This window comes from Enterobacter sp. PP-008-ECC_S150, assembly GCF_045257065.1.
Classification (GTDB): Bacteria; Pseudomonadota; Gammaproteobacteria; order Enterobacterales; family Enterobacteriaceae; genus Enterobacter; species Enterobacter chengduensis.
Genome location: NZ_JBJHHG010000014.1, coordinates 112265 through 131430, shown reverse-complemented (window position 1 = coordinate 131430; position 19166 = coordinate 112265). Strand labels below are relative to the sequence as shown.

17 protein-coding genes are annotated in these 19166 nt (G+C 56.6%); all 17 read left to right on the top strand.

Annotation, left to right across the window (positions count from 1 at the left end):
- Positions 1-497: 497 nt before the first annotated feature.
- The gene (gene mraZ / locus ACJBF3_RS16235; RefSeq protein ID WP_032642561.1) at positions 498-956 is read left to right on the top strand and encodes a division/cell wall cluster transcriptional repressor MraZ; all 459 of its coding nucleotides are present in this window, start codon (positions 498-500) and stop codon (positions 954-956) included.
- A 2-nt stretch (positions 957-958) separates the two neighbouring features.
- On the top strand, positions 959-1900 hold the full coding sequence (gene rsmH / locus ACJBF3_RS16230) for a 16S rRNA (cytosine(1402)-N(4))-methyltransferase RsmH (RefSeq protein ID WP_021240527.1): 942 nt from the start codon (positions 959-961) through the stop codon (positions 1898-1900).
- Complete coding sequence (gene ftsL, locus ACJBF3_RS16225) at positions 1897-2262, top strand: cell division protein FtsL (protein WP_008501989.1); 366 nt, start codon at positions 1897-1899, stop codon at positions 2260-2262. The genes rsmH and ftsL overlap by 4 nt, the downstream gene beginning before the upstream one ends.
- Positions 2263-2277: 15 nt before the next feature.
- The gene (locus ACJBF3_RS16220) at positions 2278-4044 is read left to right on the top strand and encodes a peptidoglycan glycosyltransferase FtsI (RefSeq protein ID WP_406545228.1); all 1767 of its coding nucleotides are present in this window, start codon (positions 2278-2280) and stop codon (positions 4042-4044) included.
- On the top strand, positions 4031-5518 hold the full coding sequence (gene murE / locus ACJBF3_RS16215) for a UDP-N-acetylmuramoyl-L-alanyl-D-glutamate--2,6-diaminopimelate ligase (RefSeq protein WP_032644061.1): 1488 nt from the start codon (positions 4031-4033) through the stop codon (positions 5516-5518). The genes ACJBF3_RS16220 and murE overlap by 14 nt, the downstream gene beginning before the upstream one ends.
- A complete protein-coding gene (murF, locus tag ACJBF3_RS16210; RefSeq protein ID WP_045327716.1) occupies positions 5515-6873 on the top strand; it encodes a UDP-N-acetylmuramoyl-tripeptide--D-alanyl-D-alanine ligase in 1359 nt (452 codons plus the stop codon). The genes murE and murF overlap by 4 nt, the downstream gene beginning before the upstream one ends.
- A complete protein-coding gene (gene mraY, locus ACJBF3_RS16205) occupies positions 6867-7949 on the top strand; it encodes a phospho-N-acetylmuramoyl-pentapeptide-transferase (RefSeq protein ID WP_008501985.1) in 1083 nt (360 codons plus the stop codon). The genes murF and mraY overlap by 7 nt, the downstream gene beginning before the upstream one ends.
- A 2-nt stretch (positions 7950-7951) precedes the next feature.
- Positions 7952-9268 (top strand): UDP-N-acetylmuramoyl-L-alanine--D-glutamate ligase, encoded by a 1317-nt coding sequence (murD, locus tag ACJBF3_RS16200; RefSeq protein ID WP_045327718.1) that lies wholly within the window; start codon positions 7952-7954, stop codon positions 9266-9268.
- The gene (gene ftsW / locus ACJBF3_RS16195) at positions 9268-10512 is read left to right on the top strand and encodes a cell division protein FtsW (protein WP_045327720.1); all 1245 of its coding nucleotides are present in this window, start codon (positions 9268-9270) and stop codon (positions 10510-10512) included. Before murD ends, ftsW begins: the two co-directional genes overlap by 1 nt.
- Entirely contained in the window at positions 10509-11573 is a 1065-nt protein-coding gene (gene murG, locus ACJBF3_RS16190) for an undecaprenyldiphospho-muramoylpentapeptide beta-N-acetylglucosaminyltransferase (RefSeq protein WP_045327723.1), read from the top strand. The genes ftsW and murG overlap by 4 nt, the downstream gene beginning before the upstream one ends.
- A 57-nt stretch (positions 11574-11630) precedes the next feature.
- A complete protein-coding gene (murC, locus tag ACJBF3_RS16185; protein WP_045327725.1) occupies positions 11631-13106 on the top strand; it encodes a UDP-N-acetylmuramate--L-alanine ligase in 1476 nt (491 codons plus the stop codon).
- Positions 13099-14019, top strand: coding sequence for a D-alanine--D-alanine ligase (locus ACJBF3_RS16180; RefSeq protein ID WP_045327727.1), 921 nt, complete (start codon positions 13099-13101; stop codon positions 14017-14019). The genes murC and ACJBF3_RS16180 overlap by 8 nt, the downstream gene beginning before the upstream one ends.
- A gap of 1 nt (position 14020) precedes the next feature.
- Entirely contained in the window at positions 14021-14863 is an 843-nt protein-coding gene (gene ftsQ / locus ACJBF3_RS16175) for a cell division protein FtsQ (RefSeq protein ID WP_025756756.1), read from the top strand.
- Positions 14860-16116, top strand: a complete 1257-nt coding sequence (gene ftsA / locus ACJBF3_RS16170; protein WP_023334508.1) for a cell division protein FtsA — start codon at positions 14860-14862, stop codon at positions 16114-16116. The genes ftsQ and ftsA overlap by 4 nt, the downstream gene beginning before the upstream one ends.
- A gap of 63 nt (positions 16117-16179) precedes the next feature.
- Complete coding sequence (gene ftsZ / locus ACJBF3_RS16165) at positions 16180-17331, top strand: cell division protein FtsZ (RefSeq protein ID WP_008501978.1); 1152 nt, start codon at positions 16180-16182, stop codon at positions 17329-17331.
- Positions 17332-17432: 101 nt separating this feature from the next.
- Positions 17433-18350: a UDP-3-O-acyl-N-acetylglucosamine deacetylase gene (gene lpxC / locus ACJBF3_RS16160; RefSeq protein WP_008501977.1), complete on the top strand. Its 918-nt coding sequence runs from the start codon at positions 17433-17435 to the stop codon at positions 18348-18350.
- A 279-nt stretch (positions 18351-18629) separates the two neighbouring features.
- A complete protein-coding gene (gene secM / locus ACJBF3_RS16155) occupies positions 18630-19133 on the top strand; it encodes a secA translation cis-regulator SecM (RefSeq protein WP_045327859.1) in 504 nt (167 codons plus the stop codon).
- Positions 19134-19166 lie beyond the last annotated feature (33 nt).

Sequence of the window (19166 nt, the reverse complement as noted above, 5' to 3'; positions counted from 1 at the left end):
TTTTCTTAATTCATTCTGGCCTTTAAATTGCCCATTTAAAGAACGTGCGGGCAATTTTAAACGGCACTATTTGTATTAATTTGTTACAAACCCTCTTCGGGCGATGAATATTCAGACGTTTTTCCTTCGCCTTTGCCAACTTACGTGGCAACCGCCGCGCTTACCGCGCGCCTGGGTGAATCTGGCGCTGTTATCCCCCGGGAATCTGTCATAAAATGCTGCCCGCGTCGCAAACTGACACTTTATATTTATCTGCGATGATATTGAGTGAGCCTTAACGCTAGTGTGCATATTCGGTTTTTTTCTTACAAATATTCATAACGTTAATTTTGCCTCGCCAGTTGTGCAGTTATTAACCAGGGTTGTTTATCTCTGTAAATAGAGGGCTTTCGAGTCCTTATAGGGAGAGTCCTGGCTTGACAAGCTTTTCCCTCGCTCCGTAAACTCCTTTAGGTGGGAATTTGTGGGTTAAAGTGGTGAGGAGGGGTGTGACTGGCATGTTCCGTGGAGCTACGTTAGTCAATCTCGACAGCAAAGGGCGTTTATCGGTACCAACCCGATACCGCGACCGGCTGATTGAGAACGCTGCGGGTCAAATGGTTTGCACCATTGACATTAACTCCCCCTGCCTGCTGCTTTACCCCTTGCCCGAATGGGAAATTATTGAGCAAAAGCTGTCGCGACTGTCGAGCATGAACCCGCAGGAACGCCGCGTGCAGCGGCTGTTATTGGGACATGCCAGTGAATGTCAGATGGATAACGCAGGGCGATTACTGATTGCCCCTGTGTTGCGGCAACATGCCGGTCTGACCAAAGAAGTGATGCTGGTCGGGCAGTTCAACAAGTTTGAACTGTGGGATGAAACGACCTGGTATCAACAGGTCAAGGAAGATATCGACGCTGAGCAGTCTGATTCCGCGACATTATCGGAACGGCTGCAGGACTTGTCTCTATAAATATGATGGAAAATTATAAACATAAAACGGTGTTACTGGACGAGGCCGTGAACGGTCTGAATATTCGTCCGGATGGCATCTACATTGATGGCACGTTTGGTCGCGGTGGTCACTCGCGTTTGATTCTCTCTCAGCTTGGAGAGGAAGGGCGTCTGCTGGCAATCGATCGCGATCCGCAGGCTATTGCCGTTGCGCAGACCATCAATGACCCACGCTTTTCCATCGTGCATGGACCTTTCTCTGCGCTCGCGGATTACGTTGCCGAGCGCGGCCTGACGGGCAAGATCGACGGGATTCTTCTCGATCTTGGCGTCTCTTCACCCCAACTTGATGATGCTGAACGCGGTTTCTCCTTTATGCGTGATGGCCCGCTGGACATGCGAATGGACCCGACGCGCGGTCAGTCTGCCGCGGAGTGGTTACAGACCGCTGATGAAGCCGATATTGCCTGGGTCATCAAAACGTTTGGCGAAGAGCGCTTTGGCAAACGCATTGCGCGCGCCATCGTTGAGCGCAATCGCATTGAGCCCATGACCCGTACCAAAGAGTTGGCCGAGGTGATCGCGGCGGCGACACCGGTGAAGGATAAGCACAAACATCCCGCGACCCGTACCTTCCAGGCGGTTCGCATCTGGGTAAACAGTGAACTGGAGGAAATAGAGCTGGCGCTAAAAAGCTCGCTCGACGTGCTGGCCCCGGGTGGGCGGTTATCCATCATCAGCTTCCATTCGCTGGAAGACCGTATTGTGAAACGCTTTATGCGTGAACAAAGCCGCGGTCCACAGGTACCAGCGGGGCTGCCGATGACGGAAGAACAACTCAGGAAGCTGGGTGGCCGTCAGTTGCGAGCACTAGGCAAGTTGATGCCGGGCGAAGAAGAAGTGGCAGAGAATCCACGCGCCCGTAGTTCAGTGCTGCGTGTTGCAGAGAGGACGAACGCATGATCGGCAGAGTGACAGAGACCCTAAGCAAAGTTAAGGATTCGTTAGGAAGCAACGAGCGCCATGCCTTGCCTGGCGTGATCGGCGACGATCTTTTGCGGTTTGGGAAACTGCCACTCTGTCTGTTCATTTGCATCATTGTTACGGCAGTGACGGTGGTGACCACCGCCCACCATACACGTTTATTGACTGCGCAACGCGAGCAGATGGTACTGGAACGCGATGCGCTGGATATTGAATGGCGAAATCTGATCCTTGAAGAAAACGCGCTCGGCGATCACAGCCGGGTTGAACGGATCGCAACGGAAAAGCTGCAGCTGCAGCATGTTGATCCTTCACAGGAAAATATCGTAGTACAAAAATAAGGGAAAACGCGACGCATGAAAGCAGCGGCAAAAACGCTAAAACCAAAACGTCAGGAAGAACAGGCCAACTTTATCAGTTGGCGTTTTGCGTTGCTTTGCGGCTGCATTTTACTCGCTCTGGGTTTTCTGCTGGGACGCGTGGCGTGGCTGCAAATCGTCGCCCCTGACATGCTGGTGCGCCAGGGCGACATGCGCTCTCTGCGCGTCCAGGAAGTATCGACATCCCGCGGGATGATCACCGACCGCTCTGGCCGTCCGCTGGCGGTGAGCGTGCCGGTGAAGGCGATCTGGGCCGATCCGAAAGAATTGCATGACGCGGGCGGGATCACGCTGGATAACCGCTGGAAGGCGCTTGCCGATGCGCTGAAGATGCCGCTGGACCAGCTGGCGTCACGCGTGAATACAATCCCGAGAGGGCGTTTTATCTATCTGGCGCGTCAGGTGAACCCTGACATGGCGGACTACATCAAAAAACTGAAGCTGCCGGGCATTCATCTGCGTGAAGAATCCCGTCGTTACTATCCTTCCGGCGAAGTGACTGCTCACCTCATTGGCTTCACCAACGTTGATAGTCAGGGGATTGAGGGCGTTGAAAAAAGCTTTGATAAATGGCTTACCGGCCAGCCCGGCGAACGTATCGTGCGTAAGGATCGCTATGGCCGCGTTATTGAAGATATCTCTTCAACGGACAGCCAGGCGGCGCACAACCTTGCGCTAAGCATTGATGAACGTCTGCAGGCGCTGGTTTACCGCGAGCTGAACAATGCCGTGGCCTTTAACAAGGCGGAATCGGGCAGTGCCGTGTTGGTCGATGTCAACACGGGGGAAGTGCTGGCGATGGCCAATAGCCCGTCCTACAACCCTAACAATCTTACCGGTACGCAGAAGGATGTGATGCGTAACCGAACCATCACCGACGTCTTCGAGCCGGGCTCGACCGTTAAGCCGATGGTGGTCATGACTGCACTTCAGCGCGGTATCGTGAATGAAAACACCGTACTGAATACCATTCCTTACCGAATTAACGGTCACGAAATCAAAGACGTGGCACGTTATAGCGAATTGACCCTGACCGGGGTGTTGCAGAAGTCGAGTAACGTCGGCGTTTCTAAGCTGGCGTTAGCGATGCCGTCCTCAGCGTTAGTAGAGACTTACTCACGTTTTGGGCTTGGAAAGGCGACCAATTTGGGGTTGGTCGGAGAACGCAGTGGCTTATATCCTCAAAAACAACGGTGGTCTGACATAGAGAGGGCCACCTTCTCTTTCGGCTACGGGCTAATGGTAACCCCGTTACAGTTAGCGCGAGTCTACGCAACGATCGGCAGCTATGGCGTTTATCGTCCGCTGTCGATTACCAAAGTTGATCCACCGGTTCCCGGTGAGCGTATTTTCCCGGAATCGACCGTCCGTACCGTTGTTCACATGATGGAAAGCGTGGCGCTGCCCGGCGGCGGCGGCGTGAAGGCGGCCATTAAAGGCTACCGCATCGCCATTAAAACCGGTACGGCGAAAAAAGTGGGGCCAGACGGCCGCTACATCAACAAATACATTGCCTATACCGCAGGCGTAGCGCCTGCAAGCAATCCGCGTTTTGCGCTGGTGGTCGTAATTAACGATCCACAGGCGGGTAAATACTACGGCGGCGCCGTCTCCGCGCCCGTGTTCGGGGCCATCATGGGCGGCGTGTTACGCACCATGAACATTGAACCGGATGCGCTGGCGACGGGCGAAAAAAGTGAATTTGTAATTAATCAAGGCGAGGGTACAGGTGGCAGATCGTAATTTGCGCGACCTTCTCGCTCCGTGGGTGCCAAACGCACCGGAGCGAGCACTGCGAGAGATGGTTCTGGACAGCCGCGTAGCGGCTTCTGGCGATCTTTTTGTGGCGGTGGTCGGTCATCAGGCGGACGGGCGTCGTTATATCCCGCAGGCGATTGCGCAAGGTGTGGCTGCCATTATTGCTGAGGCTAAAGATGAGGCAACCGACGGTGAGATCCGTGAAATGCACGGCGTGCCGGTTATCTATCTCAGCCAGTTGAACGAGCGTCTTTCCGCGCTGGCGGGACGTTTTTATCACGAACCTTCCGACCAGCTGCGTCTGGTTGGCGTAACGGGCACCAACGGAAAAACCACCACCACGCAGCTGATGGCGCAGTGGGCCCAGCTGCTGGGTGAAACCGGTGCGGTGATGGGAACCGTGGGCAACGGCCTGCTGGGCAAAGTGAGCCCGACGGAAAACACCACCGGCTCGGCGGTTGACGTCCAGCACGTGCTTGCCGGTCTGGCAGGGCAGGGCGCAACCTTTGCCGCAATGGAAGTCTCTTCACACGGTCTGGTACAGCACCGCGTCGCGGCGCTGAAATTTGCGGCATCCGTGTTTACCAACCTGAGCCGCGATCATCTTGATTATCATGGTGATATGGAGCATTACGAAGCCGCGAAATGGCTGCTCTATTCCACTCACCACTGCGGTCAGGCGATCATCAACGCCGACGATGAAGTCGGACGCCGCTGGCTGGCGAAGCTGCCGGATGCGGTTGCCGTGTCGATGGAAGACCATATCAATCCTAACTGCCACGGCCGCTGGCTGAAGGCGGTTGAGGTGAACTATCACGACAGCGGGGCGACCATTCGCTTTGCCTCTTCCTGGGGTGAAGGCGAAATTGAAAGCCGCCTGATGGGGGCGTTTAACGTCAGCAACCTGCTGCTGGCGCTGGCGACGCTGTTGGCGCTGGGTTATCCGATGGCGGAACTGCTGAAAACCTCAGCGCGTCTGCAGCCGGTTTGTGGCCGCATGGAAGTGTTCAGCGCGCCGGGCAAGCCGACCGTTGTGGTTGATTATGCCCACACGCCGGACGCGCTGGAGAAAGCGCTGGAAGCGGCGCGCCTGCACTGTACCGGTAAGCTCTGGTGCGTGTTTGGCTGCGGCGGCGATCGCGACAAAGGCAAGCGCCCGCTGATGGGCGCGATTGCGGAGCAGTTCGCGGATATTCCGGTTGTTACCGATGACAACCCGCGTACGGAAGAGCCGCGCGCCATCATTAATGACATCCTGGCGGGCATGCTGGACGCGGGCCGCGCGCGCGTCGTGGAAGGCCGTGCGGAAGCCGTGACCAACGCCATCATGCAGGCCAAAGAAAACGATGTGGTTCTGCTGGCGGGCAAAGGCCATGAAGATTATCAGATCGTTGGCAATCGCCGTCTGGACTACTCGGATCGCGTAACGGCAGCTCGCCTGCTGGGAGTTGTCGCATGATTAGCCTCTCATTAAGCCAGGCCGCTGCGCTGCTGAACGGCGACCTGCATGGGCAAGACCTGACCATTGATGCCGTGACGACGGACACCCGTAAAGTCACCGCAGGCTGTCTGTTCGTGGCGCTGAAGGGCGAACGTTTTGACGCGCATGATTTTGCCGAGCAGGCCAAAGAAAACGGCGCGGGTGCGCTGCTGGTCAGCCGCAAGCTTGATGTCGATCTGCCGCAGGTTGTGGTGAAAGATACGCGTCTCGCGTTTGGCGAGCTGGCTGCCTGGGTTCGTCAGCAGGTGCCTGCGCGCGTCGTCGCGCTGACCGGCTCATCGGGCAAAACGTCGGTGAAAGAGATGACGGCGGCGATCCTCAGCCAGTGCGGCAACACGCTTTATACCGCGGGCAACCTCAATAATGACATCGGCGTGCCGATGACGTTACTGCGCCTGACCAAAGAGCACGACTATGCGGTGATCGAGTTAGGGGCAAACCACCAGGGCGAAATCGCCTGGACCGTGAGCCTGACGCGCCCGGAGGCGGCGCTGGTGAATAACCTCGCGGCGGCGCATCTGGAAGGCTTTGGTTCGCTGGAAGGCGTGGCGAAAGCGAAAGGCGAGATTTATACCGGCCTGCCGGAAAACGGTATCGCCATTCTGAACGCCGATAACAACGACTGGCTGAACTGGCAGAGCATCATTGGGTCGCGTAAAACCTGGCGCTTCTCGCCGAATGCGGCCAACAGTGATTTTACCGCGACCAATATCCATGTGACGTCACACGGCACGGAGTTCACCCTCACGACCCCAACGGGCGGCGTGGATGTGCTGCTGCCGCTGCCGGGTCGTCATAACATCGCCAATGCCCTTGCGGCGGCGGCGCTGTCGACGGCGGTGGGCGCGCCGCATGAGGCGATCAAAGCCGGGCTGGCGAACCTGAAGGCCGTGCCGGGGCGTCTGTTCCCGATTCCGCTTTCGGAAAACAAGCTGCTGCTGGATGACTCCTACAACGCGAACGTTGGCTCAATGACGGCGGCGGTGCAGGTGCTATCGGAAATGCCGGGCTACCGCATCATGGTGGTTGGCGACATGGCAGAGCTGGGCGACGAAAGCGAAGCCTGCCATACCCAGGTCGGTGAAGCTGCGAAAGCGGCGGGGCTGGACTGCGTGCTGAGCGCAGGAAAACTGAGCCAGGCGATTAGCCAGGCCAGCGGCGTTGGCGAGCATTTTGCCGATAAAGCGGCGTTGATTGAACGCCTTAAAGCATTGATAACAGAAAAACAAATTGTGACTGTGTTAGTGAAAGGTTCACGTAGTGCCGCCATGGAAGAGGTTGTGCACGCATTACAGGAGAACGGGACATGTTAGTTTGGCTGGCCGAACATTTGGTCAAATATTACTCAGGCTTTAACGTCTTTTCGTATCTGACGTTTCGCGCCATCGTCAGCCTGCTGACTGCGCTGTTCATCTCGCTGTGGATGGGCCCGCGCATGATTGCCCGTCTGCAAAAACTCTCTTTCGGCCAGGTTGTGCGTAACGACGGTCCGGAATCGCACTTCAGCAAGCGCGGTACCCCGACCATGGGCGGGATCATGATCCTGACGGCGATCGTCGTTTCCGTACTGCTGTGGGCGTACCCGTCCAACCCGTACGTCTGGTGCGTCCTGACGGTTCTGGTGGGTTACGGGATCATTGGTTTCGTCGATGATTACCGCAAAGTGGTTCGTAAAGATACGAAGGGCCTGATCGCGCGCTGGAAGTATTTCTGGATGTCGGTGATCGCGCTGGGCGTGGCTTTTGCGCTGTATCTGGCCGGAAAAGACACGCCGGCGACCGAGCTGGTTGTGCCGTTCTTTAAAGACGTGATGCCGCAGCTGGGTCTGTTCTACATCCTGCTGGCCTACTTTGTGATTGTCGGCACCGGCAACGCCGTTAACCTGACCGACGGTCTGGATGGCCTCGCCATTATGCCTACCGTCTTCGTGGCGGCCGGTTTTGCGCTGGTGGCCTGGGCGACCGGTAACATGAATTTTGCGAACTACCTGCACATCCCTTATCTGCGCCACGCGGGTGAGCTGGTGATCGTCTGTACGGCGATTGTCGGCGCGGGGCTGGGCTTCCTGTGGTTCAATACCTATCCGGCTCAGGTCTTTATGGGTGACGTCGGTTCTCTGGCTTTGGGCGGTGCGCTCGGCATTATCGCCGTACTGCTGCGTCAGGAGTTCCTGCTGGTGATCATGGGCGGCGTGTTTGTGGTTGAAACCCTGTCGGTGATTTTGCAGGTCGGTTCCTTCAAGCTGCGCGGTCAGCGCATCTTCCGTATGGCGCCGATTCACCACCACTATGAACTGAAAGGCTGGCCGGAGCCGCGCGTGATTGTGCGCTTCTGGATTATTTCGCTGATGCTGGTGCTGATTGGCCTGGCAACGCTGAAGGTACGTTAATCATGGCAGATTACCAGGGCAAAAAAGTCGTTATCATCGGGTTGGGCCTCACGGGGCTCTCCTGCGTGGACTTTTTCCTCGCGCGCGGCGTGACGCCGCGGGTGATGGATACGCGTGTCTCTCCGCCGGGTCTGGACAAGCTGCCGGAACAGGTTGAACGCCACCTTGGTGGTCTGAATGATGACTGGCTGCTGGCAGCCGATCTGATTGTCGCCAGCCCGGGTATGGCGCTGGCGCACCCTTCGCTGAGCGCCGCCGCGGATGCGGGCGTTGAGATTGTCGGCGATATCGAGCTGTTCTGCCGTGAAGCGCAGGCCCCCGTTATCGCCATTACCGGTTCTAACGGTAAAAGCACCGTCACCACCCTGGTGGGTGAAATGGCGAAAGCGGCGGGCGTGAACGTCGGCGTCGGCGGTAACATCGGCTTGCCTGCTCTGATGCTGCTGGACAAAGGCTGTGAACTGTATGTTCTGGAACTTTCCAGCTTCCAGCTGGAAACCACCTGCAGCCTGCACGCCGCCGCTGCGACGATCCTTAACGTGACGGAAGATCATATGGACCGGTATCCATTTGGTCTGCAGCAGTACCGCGCCGCCAAGCTGCGCGTGTATGAAAATGCCAAAGTCTGCGTGGTGAACGCCGACGACGCGCTGACCATGCCGGTGCGTGGCGCAGACGATCGATGTATCAGCTTCGGCATCACCATGGGGGATTATCATCTGAACCGCCAGCTGGGCGAAACCTGGCTGCGGGTGAAAGGTGAGAAAGTGCTGAACGTGAAAGAGATGAAGCTTTCCGGCCAGCATAACTATACCAATGCCCTGGCGGCGCTGGCGCTGGCGGATGCCGTAGGGCTGCCGCGCTCCTCAAGCCTGAAAGCGTTAACCACGTTTTCTGGCCTGGCGCACCGCTTCCAGCTGGCGCTGGAGCACAACGGCGTGCGCTGGATCAACGATTCCAAGGCGACCAACGTGGGCAGCACGGAGGCCGCGCTGAACGGCCTGCACGTTGACGGCACTCTGCATCTGCTGCTGGGCGGCGACGGTAAATCCGCTGATTTCTCGTCCCTTAAGCAGTATCTCTCCGGCGATAACATCCGTCTGTACTGCTTCGGCCGCGACGGCAGCGCGCTGGCTGAACTGCGCCCTGAGGTTGCCGAGCAAACCGAGACCATGGAACAGGCGATGCGGCTGATTGCGCCTCGCGTGAAGCCGGGTGATATGGTGCTGCTCTCTCCGGCCTGTGCCAGCCTCGATCAATTCAAGAATTTCGAACAGCGTGGTGATGTCTTTACCCGCCTGGCGAAGGAGTTAGGCTGATGCGTTTATCTCTCCCTCGCCTGAAAATGCCGCGTCTGCCAGGATTTGGGATCCTGGCATGGCTGTTTGCGGCGCTCAAAGGCTGGGTGATGGGCTCTCGTCAAAAGGATAACGACAGCCTGGTCATGTACGATCGCACGCTGTTCTGGCTCACGATGGGGCTGGCGGCGGTCGGCTTTATTATGGTGACGTCAGCCTCAATGCCCGTTGGGCAGCGTCTGGCGAATGACCCCTTCCTGTTCGCCAAGCGTGATGGGCTTTACATCATCCTGGCGTTTTGCCTGGCGCTGGTGACCCTGCGTCTGCCGATGGAGTTCTGGCAGCGGCACAGCACGGCGATGCTGATCGCATCGATCATTATGCTGCTGATCGTGCTGGTGGTGGGGAGTTCCGTAAACGGGGCATCGCGCTGGATCGCCTTTGGCCCGCTGCGTATTCAGCCTGCGGAATTCACCAAGCTCTCTCTGTTCTGCTACCTGGCGAACTACCTGGTGCGTAAGGTAGATGAGGTGCGTAACAATCTGCGCGGCTTCCTGAAACCGATGGGCGTGATTCTGGTGCTGGCGGTATTACTGCTGGCGCAGCCTGACCTCGGTACCGTTGTCGTGCTGTTTGTGACCACGCTGGCCATGCTGTTCCTGGCGGGCGCGAAGCTGTGGCAGTTCATCGCCATCATCGGGATGGGGATTTCAGCGGTTGTGCTGCTGATCCTCGCCGAGCCTTACCGTATTCGCCGCGTGACCTCATTCTGGAACCCGTGGGAAGATCCGTTCGGCAGCGGTTATCAGCTGACGCAGTCGCTGATGGCCTTTGGTCGCGGTGAACTTTGGGGGCAGGGGCTGGGTAACTCGGTACAGAAACTGGAGTATTTACCGGAAGCGCACACCGACTTCATCTTCTCCATTATTGCGGAAGAACTGGGTTATATCGGTGTGGTATTAGCGCTATTAATGGTATTCTTCGTCGCTTTCCGCGCCATGTCCATCGGCCGGAAAGCGCTGGAGATCGATCACCGCTTCTCAGGCTTCCTGGCCTGTTCAATTGGTATCTGGTTTAGCTTCCAGGCATTGGTTAACGTCGGGGCCGCAGCGGGTATGCTGCCGACCAAAGGTCTGACGTTGCCGTTGATCAGTTATGGTGGTTCCAGTCTGTTGATAATGTCGACGGCCATCATGCTGTTGTTGCGCATAGATTATGAGACGCGTCTGGAAAAAGCCCAGGCGTTTACACGAGGTTCACGATGAATCAACCGAAGCGGTTAATGGTGATGGCAGGCGGTACCGGCGGACACGTGTTCCCGGGGCTGGCGGTTGCGCACCATTTAATGGATCAGGGCTGGCAGGTACGCTGGCTGGGAACCGCAGACCGCATGGAAGCCGACCTGGTACCGAAGCACGGTATTGAGATCGACTTTATTCGTATTTCCGGCCTTCGCGGCAAAGGCCTCAAGGCAATGCTGCTGGCGCCGGTGCGTATTTTTAACGCCTGGCGTCAGGCGCGCACCATCATGAAGCGCTTTAAGCCTGATGTGGTGCTGGGCATGGGCGGCTATGTCTCTGGTCCCGGCGGGCTGGCGGCGTGGTCGTTAGGTATTCCCGTCGTGCTGCATGAGCAGAACGGTATTGCCGGCCTGACCAACAAATGGCTGGCGAAAATCGCCACCAAAGTTATGCAGGCGTTTCCCGGCGCGTTCCCTAAAGCAGACGTAGTGGGTAACCCGGTACGCGTGGACGTGCTGGCGCTGCCGCTGCCGGAGGTTCGCCTGGCGGGCCGTGAAGGGCCGGTACGTGTGCTGGTCGTCGGCGGCTCTCAGGGCGCACGCATTTTAAACCAGACGATGCCGCAGGTTGCCGCAAAGCTCGGAGATGCCGTAACCCTCTGGCACCAGAGCGGAAAAGGCGCTCAGCAGACCGTCGAGCAGGCTTACGCCGAGGCGGGGCAGCCGCAGCATAAAGTCACAGAATTTATCGACGACATGGCGGCAGCGTATGCCTGGGCCGATGTCGTCGTCTGTCGCTCAGGCGCGCTGACGGTGAGTGAGATCGCCGCCGCCGGTCTGCCGGCTCTGTTTGTGCCGTTCCAGCACAAAGACAGACAGCAGTACTGGAATGCCCTGCCGCTTGAGAAAGCGGGGGCGGCGAAGATATTTGAGCAGCCACAGTTTACCGCTGACGCGGTCGCCACCACCCTGGCGGGCTGGAACAGAGACGTATTGCTTGAGATGGCTGAACGCGCGCGCGCGACGGCCATCCCTGATGCGACGGAACGGGTGGCAAAAGAAGTGAGCCTGGCAGCCCAGGCTTAACCCTCGCAGCGCGTGAAGCGCGGCACGAATTTTTAAGTAGTCGATGGCGTTTAGAGAATGAATACACAACAACTGGCAAAACTGCGTTCAATCGTGCCCGAGATGCGTCGCGTCCGGCACATTCACTTTGTTGGCATCGGTGGTGCCGGCATGGGCGGTATTGCCGAAGTGTTAGCTAACGAAGGCTATCAGATCAGCGGGTCTGACCTGGCGCCAAACCCTGTTACGCAGCAGCTGGCGTCGCTTGGGGCGACTATCTATTTCAACCATCGCCCGGAAAACGTGCGCGATGCGAGCGTGGTGGTGGTTTCAAGCGCCATCTCCTCTGACAACCCGGAAATCGTTGCCGCGCACGACGCGCGCATCCCGGTGATCCGCCGTGCAGAAATGCTGGCGGAACTGATGCGTTTCCGCCACGGCATCGCCATTGCCGGGACTCACGGTAAAACCACGACCACGGCGATGGTCTCCAGTATTTATGCGGAAGCGGGTCTCGACCCGACCTTCGTCAACGGCGGTCTGGTCAAGGCCGCAGGCGTACATGCGCGTCTGGGCCACAGCCGTTATCTGATTGCGGAAGCGGATGAGAGCGACGCGTCGTTCCTGCACCTGCAGCCGATGGTGGCGATTGTCACCAACATCGAAGCTGACCATATGGATACCTACCAGGGTGACTTCGAGAATTTAAAGCAGACCTTTATCAATTTCCTGCACAACCTGCCGTTCTACGGTCGCGCGGTGATGTGCGTAGACGATCCGGTGATCCGCGAGCTGCTGCCGCGCGTGGGTCGTCAAATCACCACCTACGGCTTCAGCGAAGACGCTGACGTCCGCGTAGAAGAGTACAAACAGATTGGCGCGCAGGGGCACTTTACGCTGGCGCGTCAGGACAAAGAGCTCCTGCACGTGACGCTGAATGCGCCAGGGCGCCACAATGCCCTCAATGCCGCAGCGGCAGTGGCCGTCGCGACGGAAGAAGGCATTGATGATGACGCGATCCTGCGCGCGCTGGAAAGCTTCCAGGGCACCGGCCGTCGTTTCGACTTCCTCGGTGAATTCCCGCTGGATGCCGTGAACGGTAAAGCCGGCACCGCGATGCTGGTGGACGACTACGGCCACCATCCGACCGAAGTGGATGCGACCATTAAAGCCGCACGCGCGGGCTGGCCAGAAAAAAATCTGGTCATGATCTTCCAGCCGCACCGCTACACGCGTACCCGCGATCTGTATGACGACTTTGCCAGCGTGCTGTCGCAGGTGGATACGCTGCTGATGCTGGACGTTTATGCCGCGGGCGAGCCTCCGATTCCCGGTGCAGACAGCCGTTCTCTGTGCCGCACCATCCGCGGACGCGGTAAAGTTGACCCTATTCTGGTCTCTGACCCGGCACAGGTGGCGGAAATTCTGGCACCGGTTCTGACGGGTAACGACTTAATTCTGATTCAGGGTGCGGGAAATATCGGCAAAATCGCCCGTACCTTAGCTGAAATCAAACTGAAGCCGCAAAACCAGGAGGATGAGCATCATGGCTGATAAGATTGCTGTCCTGTCTGGCGGCACCTCCGCCGAGCGCGACGTTTCTCTGAATTCCGGCGCGGCCGTGCTGGCGGGCCTGCGTGAAGGTGGCGTCAATGCGCACCTGGTCGATCCAAAAGAGGTCGACGTGACGCAGTTAAAATCCATGGGCTTCGATAAAGTCTTTATCGCTTTACATGGTCGCGGCGGTGAAGACGGCACCCTGCAAGGGCTCCTGGATCTGATCGGCCTGCCGTACACCGGCAGCGGCGTGATGGCTTCCGCTATCTCAATGGATAAACTGCGCAGCAAGCTGCTGTGGCAGGGCGCAGGGCTACCGGTTGCTCCGTGGGTGGCACTGACGCGTCGCGAATTTGAATTGGGCCTCCCGGATAGCGTTAATGCACGCATTGCTGATCTGGGCTTACCGGTTATTGTAAAGCCCAGCCGGGAAGGCTCCAGCGTGGGCATGTCCAAAGTCGATAAAGCTGAAGAATTAGCGTCCGCTTTAGCGCTGGCATTTCAACACGATGATGAAGTTCTGGTAGAAAAATGGCTTAGCGGGCCGGAATTTACCGTCGCGATGCTTGGTGAAGAAATTTTACCGTCAATCCGTATCCAACCCGCTGGAGTCTTCTATGATTATGAGGCGAAGTATCTCTCTGATGAGACGCAATATTTCTGTCCAAGTGGTCTTGAAGCAGAGCGCGAAGCCGATTTACAGTCCCTGGTGCTTAAAGCCTGGCATGTCCTGGGTTGCCAGGGCTGGGGACGCATCGACGTGATGCAGGACAGCGATGGACAATTTTATCTGCTGGAAGCGAATACCTCTCCGGGAATGACCAGCCACAGCCTTGTGCCAATGGCGGCGCGTCAGGCGGGGATGAGCTTCTCGCAGTTAGTCGTACGCATTCTGGACCAGGCGGGCTGATATGTCTCAGGCTGCATTGAACACGCGCAACCGCGATGACGAGGAAGAATACGCCTCTTCACGCCGCAGCAATGGAACGCGTCTTGCAGGCATCATTTTCCTGCTCGGGGTGCTGTGCACCGTGTTTATCAGCGGCTGGATGGTCCTGGGCTGGATGGAAGATGCGCAGCGGTTGCCGCTTTCTAAGCTGGTGGTCACCGGTGAGCGTCACTACACGCGTAACGACGATATTCGCCAGTCAATTCTGGCGCTGGGCTCGCCCGGCACCTTTATGACGCAGGACGTCAATATTATCCAGAGCCAGATTGAACGTCTGCCCTGGATAAAACAGGCGAGCGTAAGAAAGCAATGGCCTGATGAATTGAAGATTCATCTGGTTGAATATGTGCCCATTGCGCGTTGGAATGATCAGCACATGGTTGACGTAGACGGAAATTCCTTCAGCGTCCCGGCCGATCGTGTCAACAAGCAAAATTTACCGATGTTGTATGGCCCTGAAGGCAGCGAAAACGAAGTGTTACAGGGTTTTCGTGAAATGGGTCAGGTGCTGGCGAAGGACAGGTTTACGTTAAAAGATGCAGCCATGACGGCTCGCCGTTCCTGGCAGTTGACCTTAACGAACGGCATAAAGCTCAACCTGGGACGCGGCGACACCATGAAGCGTCTGGCGCGTTTTGTCGAACTTTACCCGGTTTTACAGCAGCAGGCACAGACTGACGGCAAACGGATAAGCTACGTTGATTTGCGCTATGACTCAGGCGCAGCAGTCGGTTGGGTACCGGCTCCGGTCGAGGAACCTAATCAGCAACAAAATCAGGCACAGGTACAGGCAGAACAACAATGATCAAGGCGACGGACAGAAAACTGGTAGTTGGACTGGAGATTGGCACCGCGAAGGTTGCCGCTTTAGTAGGGGAAGTTCTGCCCGACGGTATGGTCAATATCATTGGCGTGGGCAGTTGCCCGTCCCGTGGTATGGATAAAGGTGGGGTAAACGATCTTGAATCGGTGGTGAAATGCGTTCAGCGCGCCATCGATCAGGCTGAATTGATGGCAGATTGCCAGATTTCTTCTGTCTATCTTGCCCTTTCTGGTAAGCATATTAGCTGCCAGAACGAAATCGGTATGGTGCCGATTTCTGAAGAAGAAGTGACGCAGGAAGACGTTGAAAACGTCGTGCACACGGCGAAATCAGTCCGTGTCCGCGATGAGCACCGCGTGCTGCACGTCATCCCGCAGGAATATGCGATTGACTACCAGGAAGGGATCAAGAATCCGGTCGGCCTTTCTGGCGTCCGTATGCAGGCAAAAGTGCACCTGATCACATGTCACAACGATATGGCGAAGAACATTGTTAAAGCCGTTGAACGTTGTGGCCTGAAAGTTGACCAACTTATTTTCGCCGGTCTGGCGGCCAGTTATTCTGTGCTGACCGAAGATGAACGTGAACTGGGTGTCTGTGTGGTCGATATTGGTGGTGGTACAATGGATATCGCCGTGTATACCGGCGGTGCGCTGCGCCACACCAAAGTGATCCCGTATGCCGGGAACGTTGTGACCAGCGATATTGCTTACGCTTTTGGTACGCCACCGAGCGATGCAGAAGCGATTAAAGTACGCCACGGCTGTGCGCTGGGGTCTATCGTTGGCAAAGATGAGAGCGTTGAAGTGCCGAGCGTTGGTGGTCGTCCACCGCGCAGCCTGCAGCGCCAGACGTTGGCAGAGGTGATTGAGCCGCGCTATACCGAGCTGCTCAACCTGGTCAACGAAGAGATTTTACAGCTACAGGAACAGCTTCGTCAGCAGGGCGTTAAGCATCATCTTGCGGCGGGGATTGTATTAACCGGCGGTGCAGCGCAAATTGAAGGTCTTGCGGCCTGTGCTCAGCGCGTGTTCCATACGCAGGTGCGTATTGGTGCGCCGCTGAATATCACCGGTTTAACGGATTATGCTCAGGAGCCGTATTATTCAACGGCCGTGGGCCTGCTCCATTACGGGAAGGAATCTCATCTCAGTGGTGAAGCAGAAGTGGAAAAACGCGTCTCAGTGGGGTCGTGGGTCAAACGACTGAACAACTGGTTGCGAAAAGAGTTTTAATTTTTTTAAGAGACCGGAGAGAATTAGCGGTCTCGGGCGACAGGCACAACGGAGAGAGAAATTATGTTTGAACCTATGGAACTGACCAACGACGCGGTGATTAAAGTCATCGGCGTCGGTGGCGGCGGCGGTAACGCCGTAGAGCATATGGTGCGTGAGCGCATTGAAGGTGTTGAATTCTTTGCAGTTAACACCGATGCACAGGCACTGCGTAAGACGGCTGTAGGCCAGACTATCCAGATCGGCGGTGGTATCACCAAAGGGCTGGGAGCAGGGGCTAACCCGGAAGTCGGTCGCAATGCGGCTGAAGAAGATCGTGAAGCCCTGCGCGCTGCACTGGAAGGTGCGGACATGGTCTTCATCGCAGCAGGTATGGGTGGCGGTACCGGTACCGGCGCAGCACCTGTTGTGGCGGAAGTCGCTAAAGATTTAGGTATCCTGACCGTTGCTGTCGTGACCAAGCCTTTCAACTTTGAAGGCAAGAAGCGTATGGCCTTCGCGGAGCAGGGTATTACCGAGCTGTCCAAGCATGTGGACTCGCTGATCACCATCCCGAACGATAAGCTGTTGAAAGTGCTCGGTCGCGGTATCTCCCTGCTGGACGCCTTCGGTGCAGCAAACGACGTGCTGAAAGGCGCGGTTCAGGGTATCGCTGAGCTGATTACACGTCCTGGCCTGATGAACGTTGACTTTGCAGACGTTCGCACCGTGATGTCCGAAATGGGCTACGCGATGATGGGCTCCGGGGTGGCGAGCGGTGAAGACCGTGCAGAAGAAGCGGCTGAAATGGCGATCTCTTCTCCACTGCTGGAAGATATCGATCTGTCTGGTGCGCGCGGCGTGCTGGTCAACATTACCGCTGGCTTTGACCTGCGTCTGGATGAGTTCGAAACCGTGGGTAACACTATCCGTGCGTTCGCCTCTGACAACGCGACCGTGGTAATCGGTACTTCCCTTGACCCTGAAATGAACGACGAGCTGCGTGTGACCGTTGTTGCGACCGGTATCGGTATGGACAAACGTCCTGAGATCACCTTAGTGACCAACAAGCAGACTCAGCAACCGGTAATGGATCGTTACCAGCAGCACGGTATGTCTCCTCTGACTCAGGAGCAGAAACCGGCCGCGAAAGTGGTGAACGACCCAACGCCGCAAACGGCGAAAGAGCCAGATTATCTGGATATCCCGGCGTTCCTGCGTAAGCAAGCTGATTAAGAATTGGCTGGAATTAGGGGATTTGCGCTCTTTGTGCTAAACTGGCCCACCGTTAGTGATATACACTCTCGGTTGGATAGTTAATTTGGCGAGATTATACGATGATCAAACAAAGGACACTTAAACGTATCGTTCAGGCGACGGGTGTCGGTTTACATACCGGCAAGAAAGTCACGCTGACGTTACGCCCTGCGCCGGCCAATACCGGGGTCATCTATCGTCGCACCGACTTGAATCCACCGGTAGATTTTCCGGCCGATGCCAAATCTGTGCGTGATACTATGCTCTGTACTTGTCTGGTGAACGAGCATGACGTGCGGATTTCTACCGTAGAGCACCTGAACGCCGCCCTGGCGGGTCTGGGTATCGACAACATTATTGTTGAAGTCGATGCGCCAGAAATCCCGATTATGGATGGCAGTGCTGCTCCGTTCGTTTATCTGTTGCTGGATGCCGGCATCGAAGAACTGAACTGCGCGAAGAAATTTGTTCGCATCAAAGAGACCGTTCGCGTCGAAGATGGCGACAAGTGGGCTGAATTCAAACCGTACAATGGTTTCTCGTTGGACTTTACCATCGACTTTAACCATCCGGCGATTGACTCCAGCACCCAACGCTATGCGATGAACTTCTCTGCTGATGCGTTTATGCGTCAGATCAGCCGAGCCCGTACATTTGGCTTCATGCGTGATATCGAATATCTGCAGTCCCGCGGTCTGTGCCTGGGCGGCAGCTTCGATTGTGCCATCGTTGTTGACGATTATCGCGTACTGAACGAAGACGGCCTGCGTTTCGAAGATGAATTCGTTCGTCACAAAATGCTGGATGCGATCGGCGACCTGTTCATGTGTGGTCACAACATCATTGGTGCATTTACCGCGTTCAAATCCGGTCATGCGCTGAACAACAAACTGTTGCAGGCCGTCCTGGCAAAACAGGAAGCCTGGGAATATGTGACCTTCGAAGACGAAGCTGAACTGCCGCTGGCTTTCAAAGCACCAAGCATGGTTCTGGCGTAACGGTTCACGCCGTTTCGTAAAAAAATCGACTGGTTAACCTGGTACTCTCTCCGACCAGGAAGACCAGTCGTTTTTATTTTTACCCTTCTTCGTTTATCCCGGCGTTATCTCTTGTTAGTCATGCGCAGAAAATGTGTGCGTTAGCTGCATTCTTGACCGTTTTTCCCCGCGGCGGCACCTCATTCCTGCTGATGTATAGTGGCTTTAGTGGTACTATCTGGGCGCGAAAAAGAATAACTGAACTCAGCCTCTTCAGGGCTGGCTTATTGGGTGGAGCAGGTGAGCGGAATACTGACGCGCTGGCGACAATTTGGCAGACGTTACTTCTGGCCGCATCTCTTATTAGGGATGGTCGCGGCGAGTTTCGGCTTGCCTGCGCTCTGCAACAGTGCCGAGGCGGCGACGCCCGCAAAAACCTCTACCACCAAACACGATCTCAACACGCGGGTTAATTTTACAAACCTTGCGTGGCTTGAAGCCAGCCGCCGTCCGAACTTCTCCGTCGATTACTGGCACCAGCACGCTATCCGCACGGTTATTCGCCATCTCTCCTTCGCGATGGCGCCGCAGGCTATGCCTGTTGCGGAAGAGGCGCTGCCGGTGCAGGCTCAGCATCTTGCCCTGCTGGACACGCTCAACGCGCTCCTCACCCAGGACAGCCAGCCGCCGGTTGAGGTTCGCCAGACGACGCGGCGCGGGTTTGTTTCACCTGTTTCTTTCTCTGTTTCAACCTGGATTAGCCAGGCTCACGGCATTCGCGCCGGGCCGCAACGTCTCAGCTAAATTAACTTTTTCAATACCTTAATTTATCTGCCC

Bases quoted from the DNA above. Each gene is read 5' to 3' on its own strand.
- mraZ (WP_032642561.1), top strand. From the start codon at position 498: ATGTTCCGTGGAGCTACGTTAGTCAATCTCGACAGCAAAGGGCGTTTA.
- rsmH (WP_021240527.1), top strand. From the start codon at position 959: ATGATGGAAAATTATAAACATAAAACGGTGTTACTGGACGAGGCCGTG.
- ftsL (WP_008501989.1), top strand. From the start codon at position 1,897: ATGATCGGCAGAGTGACAGAGACCCTAAGCAAAGTTAAGGATTCGTTA.
- ACJBF3_RS16220 (WP_406545228.1), top strand. From the start codon at position 2,278: ATGAAAGCAGCGGCAAAAACGCTAAAACCAAAACGTCAGGAAGAACAG.
- murF (WP_045327716.1), top strand. From the start codon at position 5,515: ATGATTAGCCTCTCATTAAGCCAGGCCGCTGCGCTGCTGAACGGCGAC.
- mraY (WP_008501985.1), top strand. From the start codon at position 6,867: ATGTTAGTTTGGCTGGCCGAACATTTGGTCAAATATTACTCAGGCTTT.
- murD (WP_045327718.1), top strand. From the start codon at position 7,952: ATGGCAGATTACCAGGGCAAAAAAGTCGTTATCATCGGGTTGGGCCTC.
- ftsW (WP_045327720.1), top strand. From the start codon at position 9,268: ATGCGTTTATCTCTCCCTCGCCTGAAAATGCCGCGTCTGCCAGGATTT.
- murG (WP_045327723.1), top strand. From the start codon at position 10,509: ATGAATCAACCGAAGCGGTTAATGGTGATGGCAGGCGGTACCGGCGGA.
- murC (WP_045327725.1), top strand. From the start codon at position 11,631: ATGAATACACAACAACTGGCAAAACTGCGTTCAATCGTGCCCGAGATG.
- ACJBF3_RS16180 (WP_045327727.1), top strand. From the start codon at position 13,099: ATGGCTGATAAGATTGCTGTCCTGTCTGGCGGCACCTCCGCCGAGCGC.
- ftsQ (WP_025756756.1), top strand. From the start codon at position 14,021: ATGTCTCAGGCTGCATTGAACACGCGCAACCGCGATGACGAGGAAGAA.
- ftsA (WP_023334508.1), top strand. From the start codon at position 14,860: ATGATCAAGGCGACGGACAGAAAACTGGTAGTTGGACTGGAGATTGGC.
- ftsZ (WP_008501978.1), top strand. From the start codon at position 16,180: ATGTTTGAACCTATGGAACTGACCAACGACGCGGTGATTAAAGTCATC.
- lpxC (WP_008501977.1), top strand. From the start codon at position 17,433: ATGATCAAACAAAGGACACTTAAACGTATCGTTCAGGCGACGGGTGTC.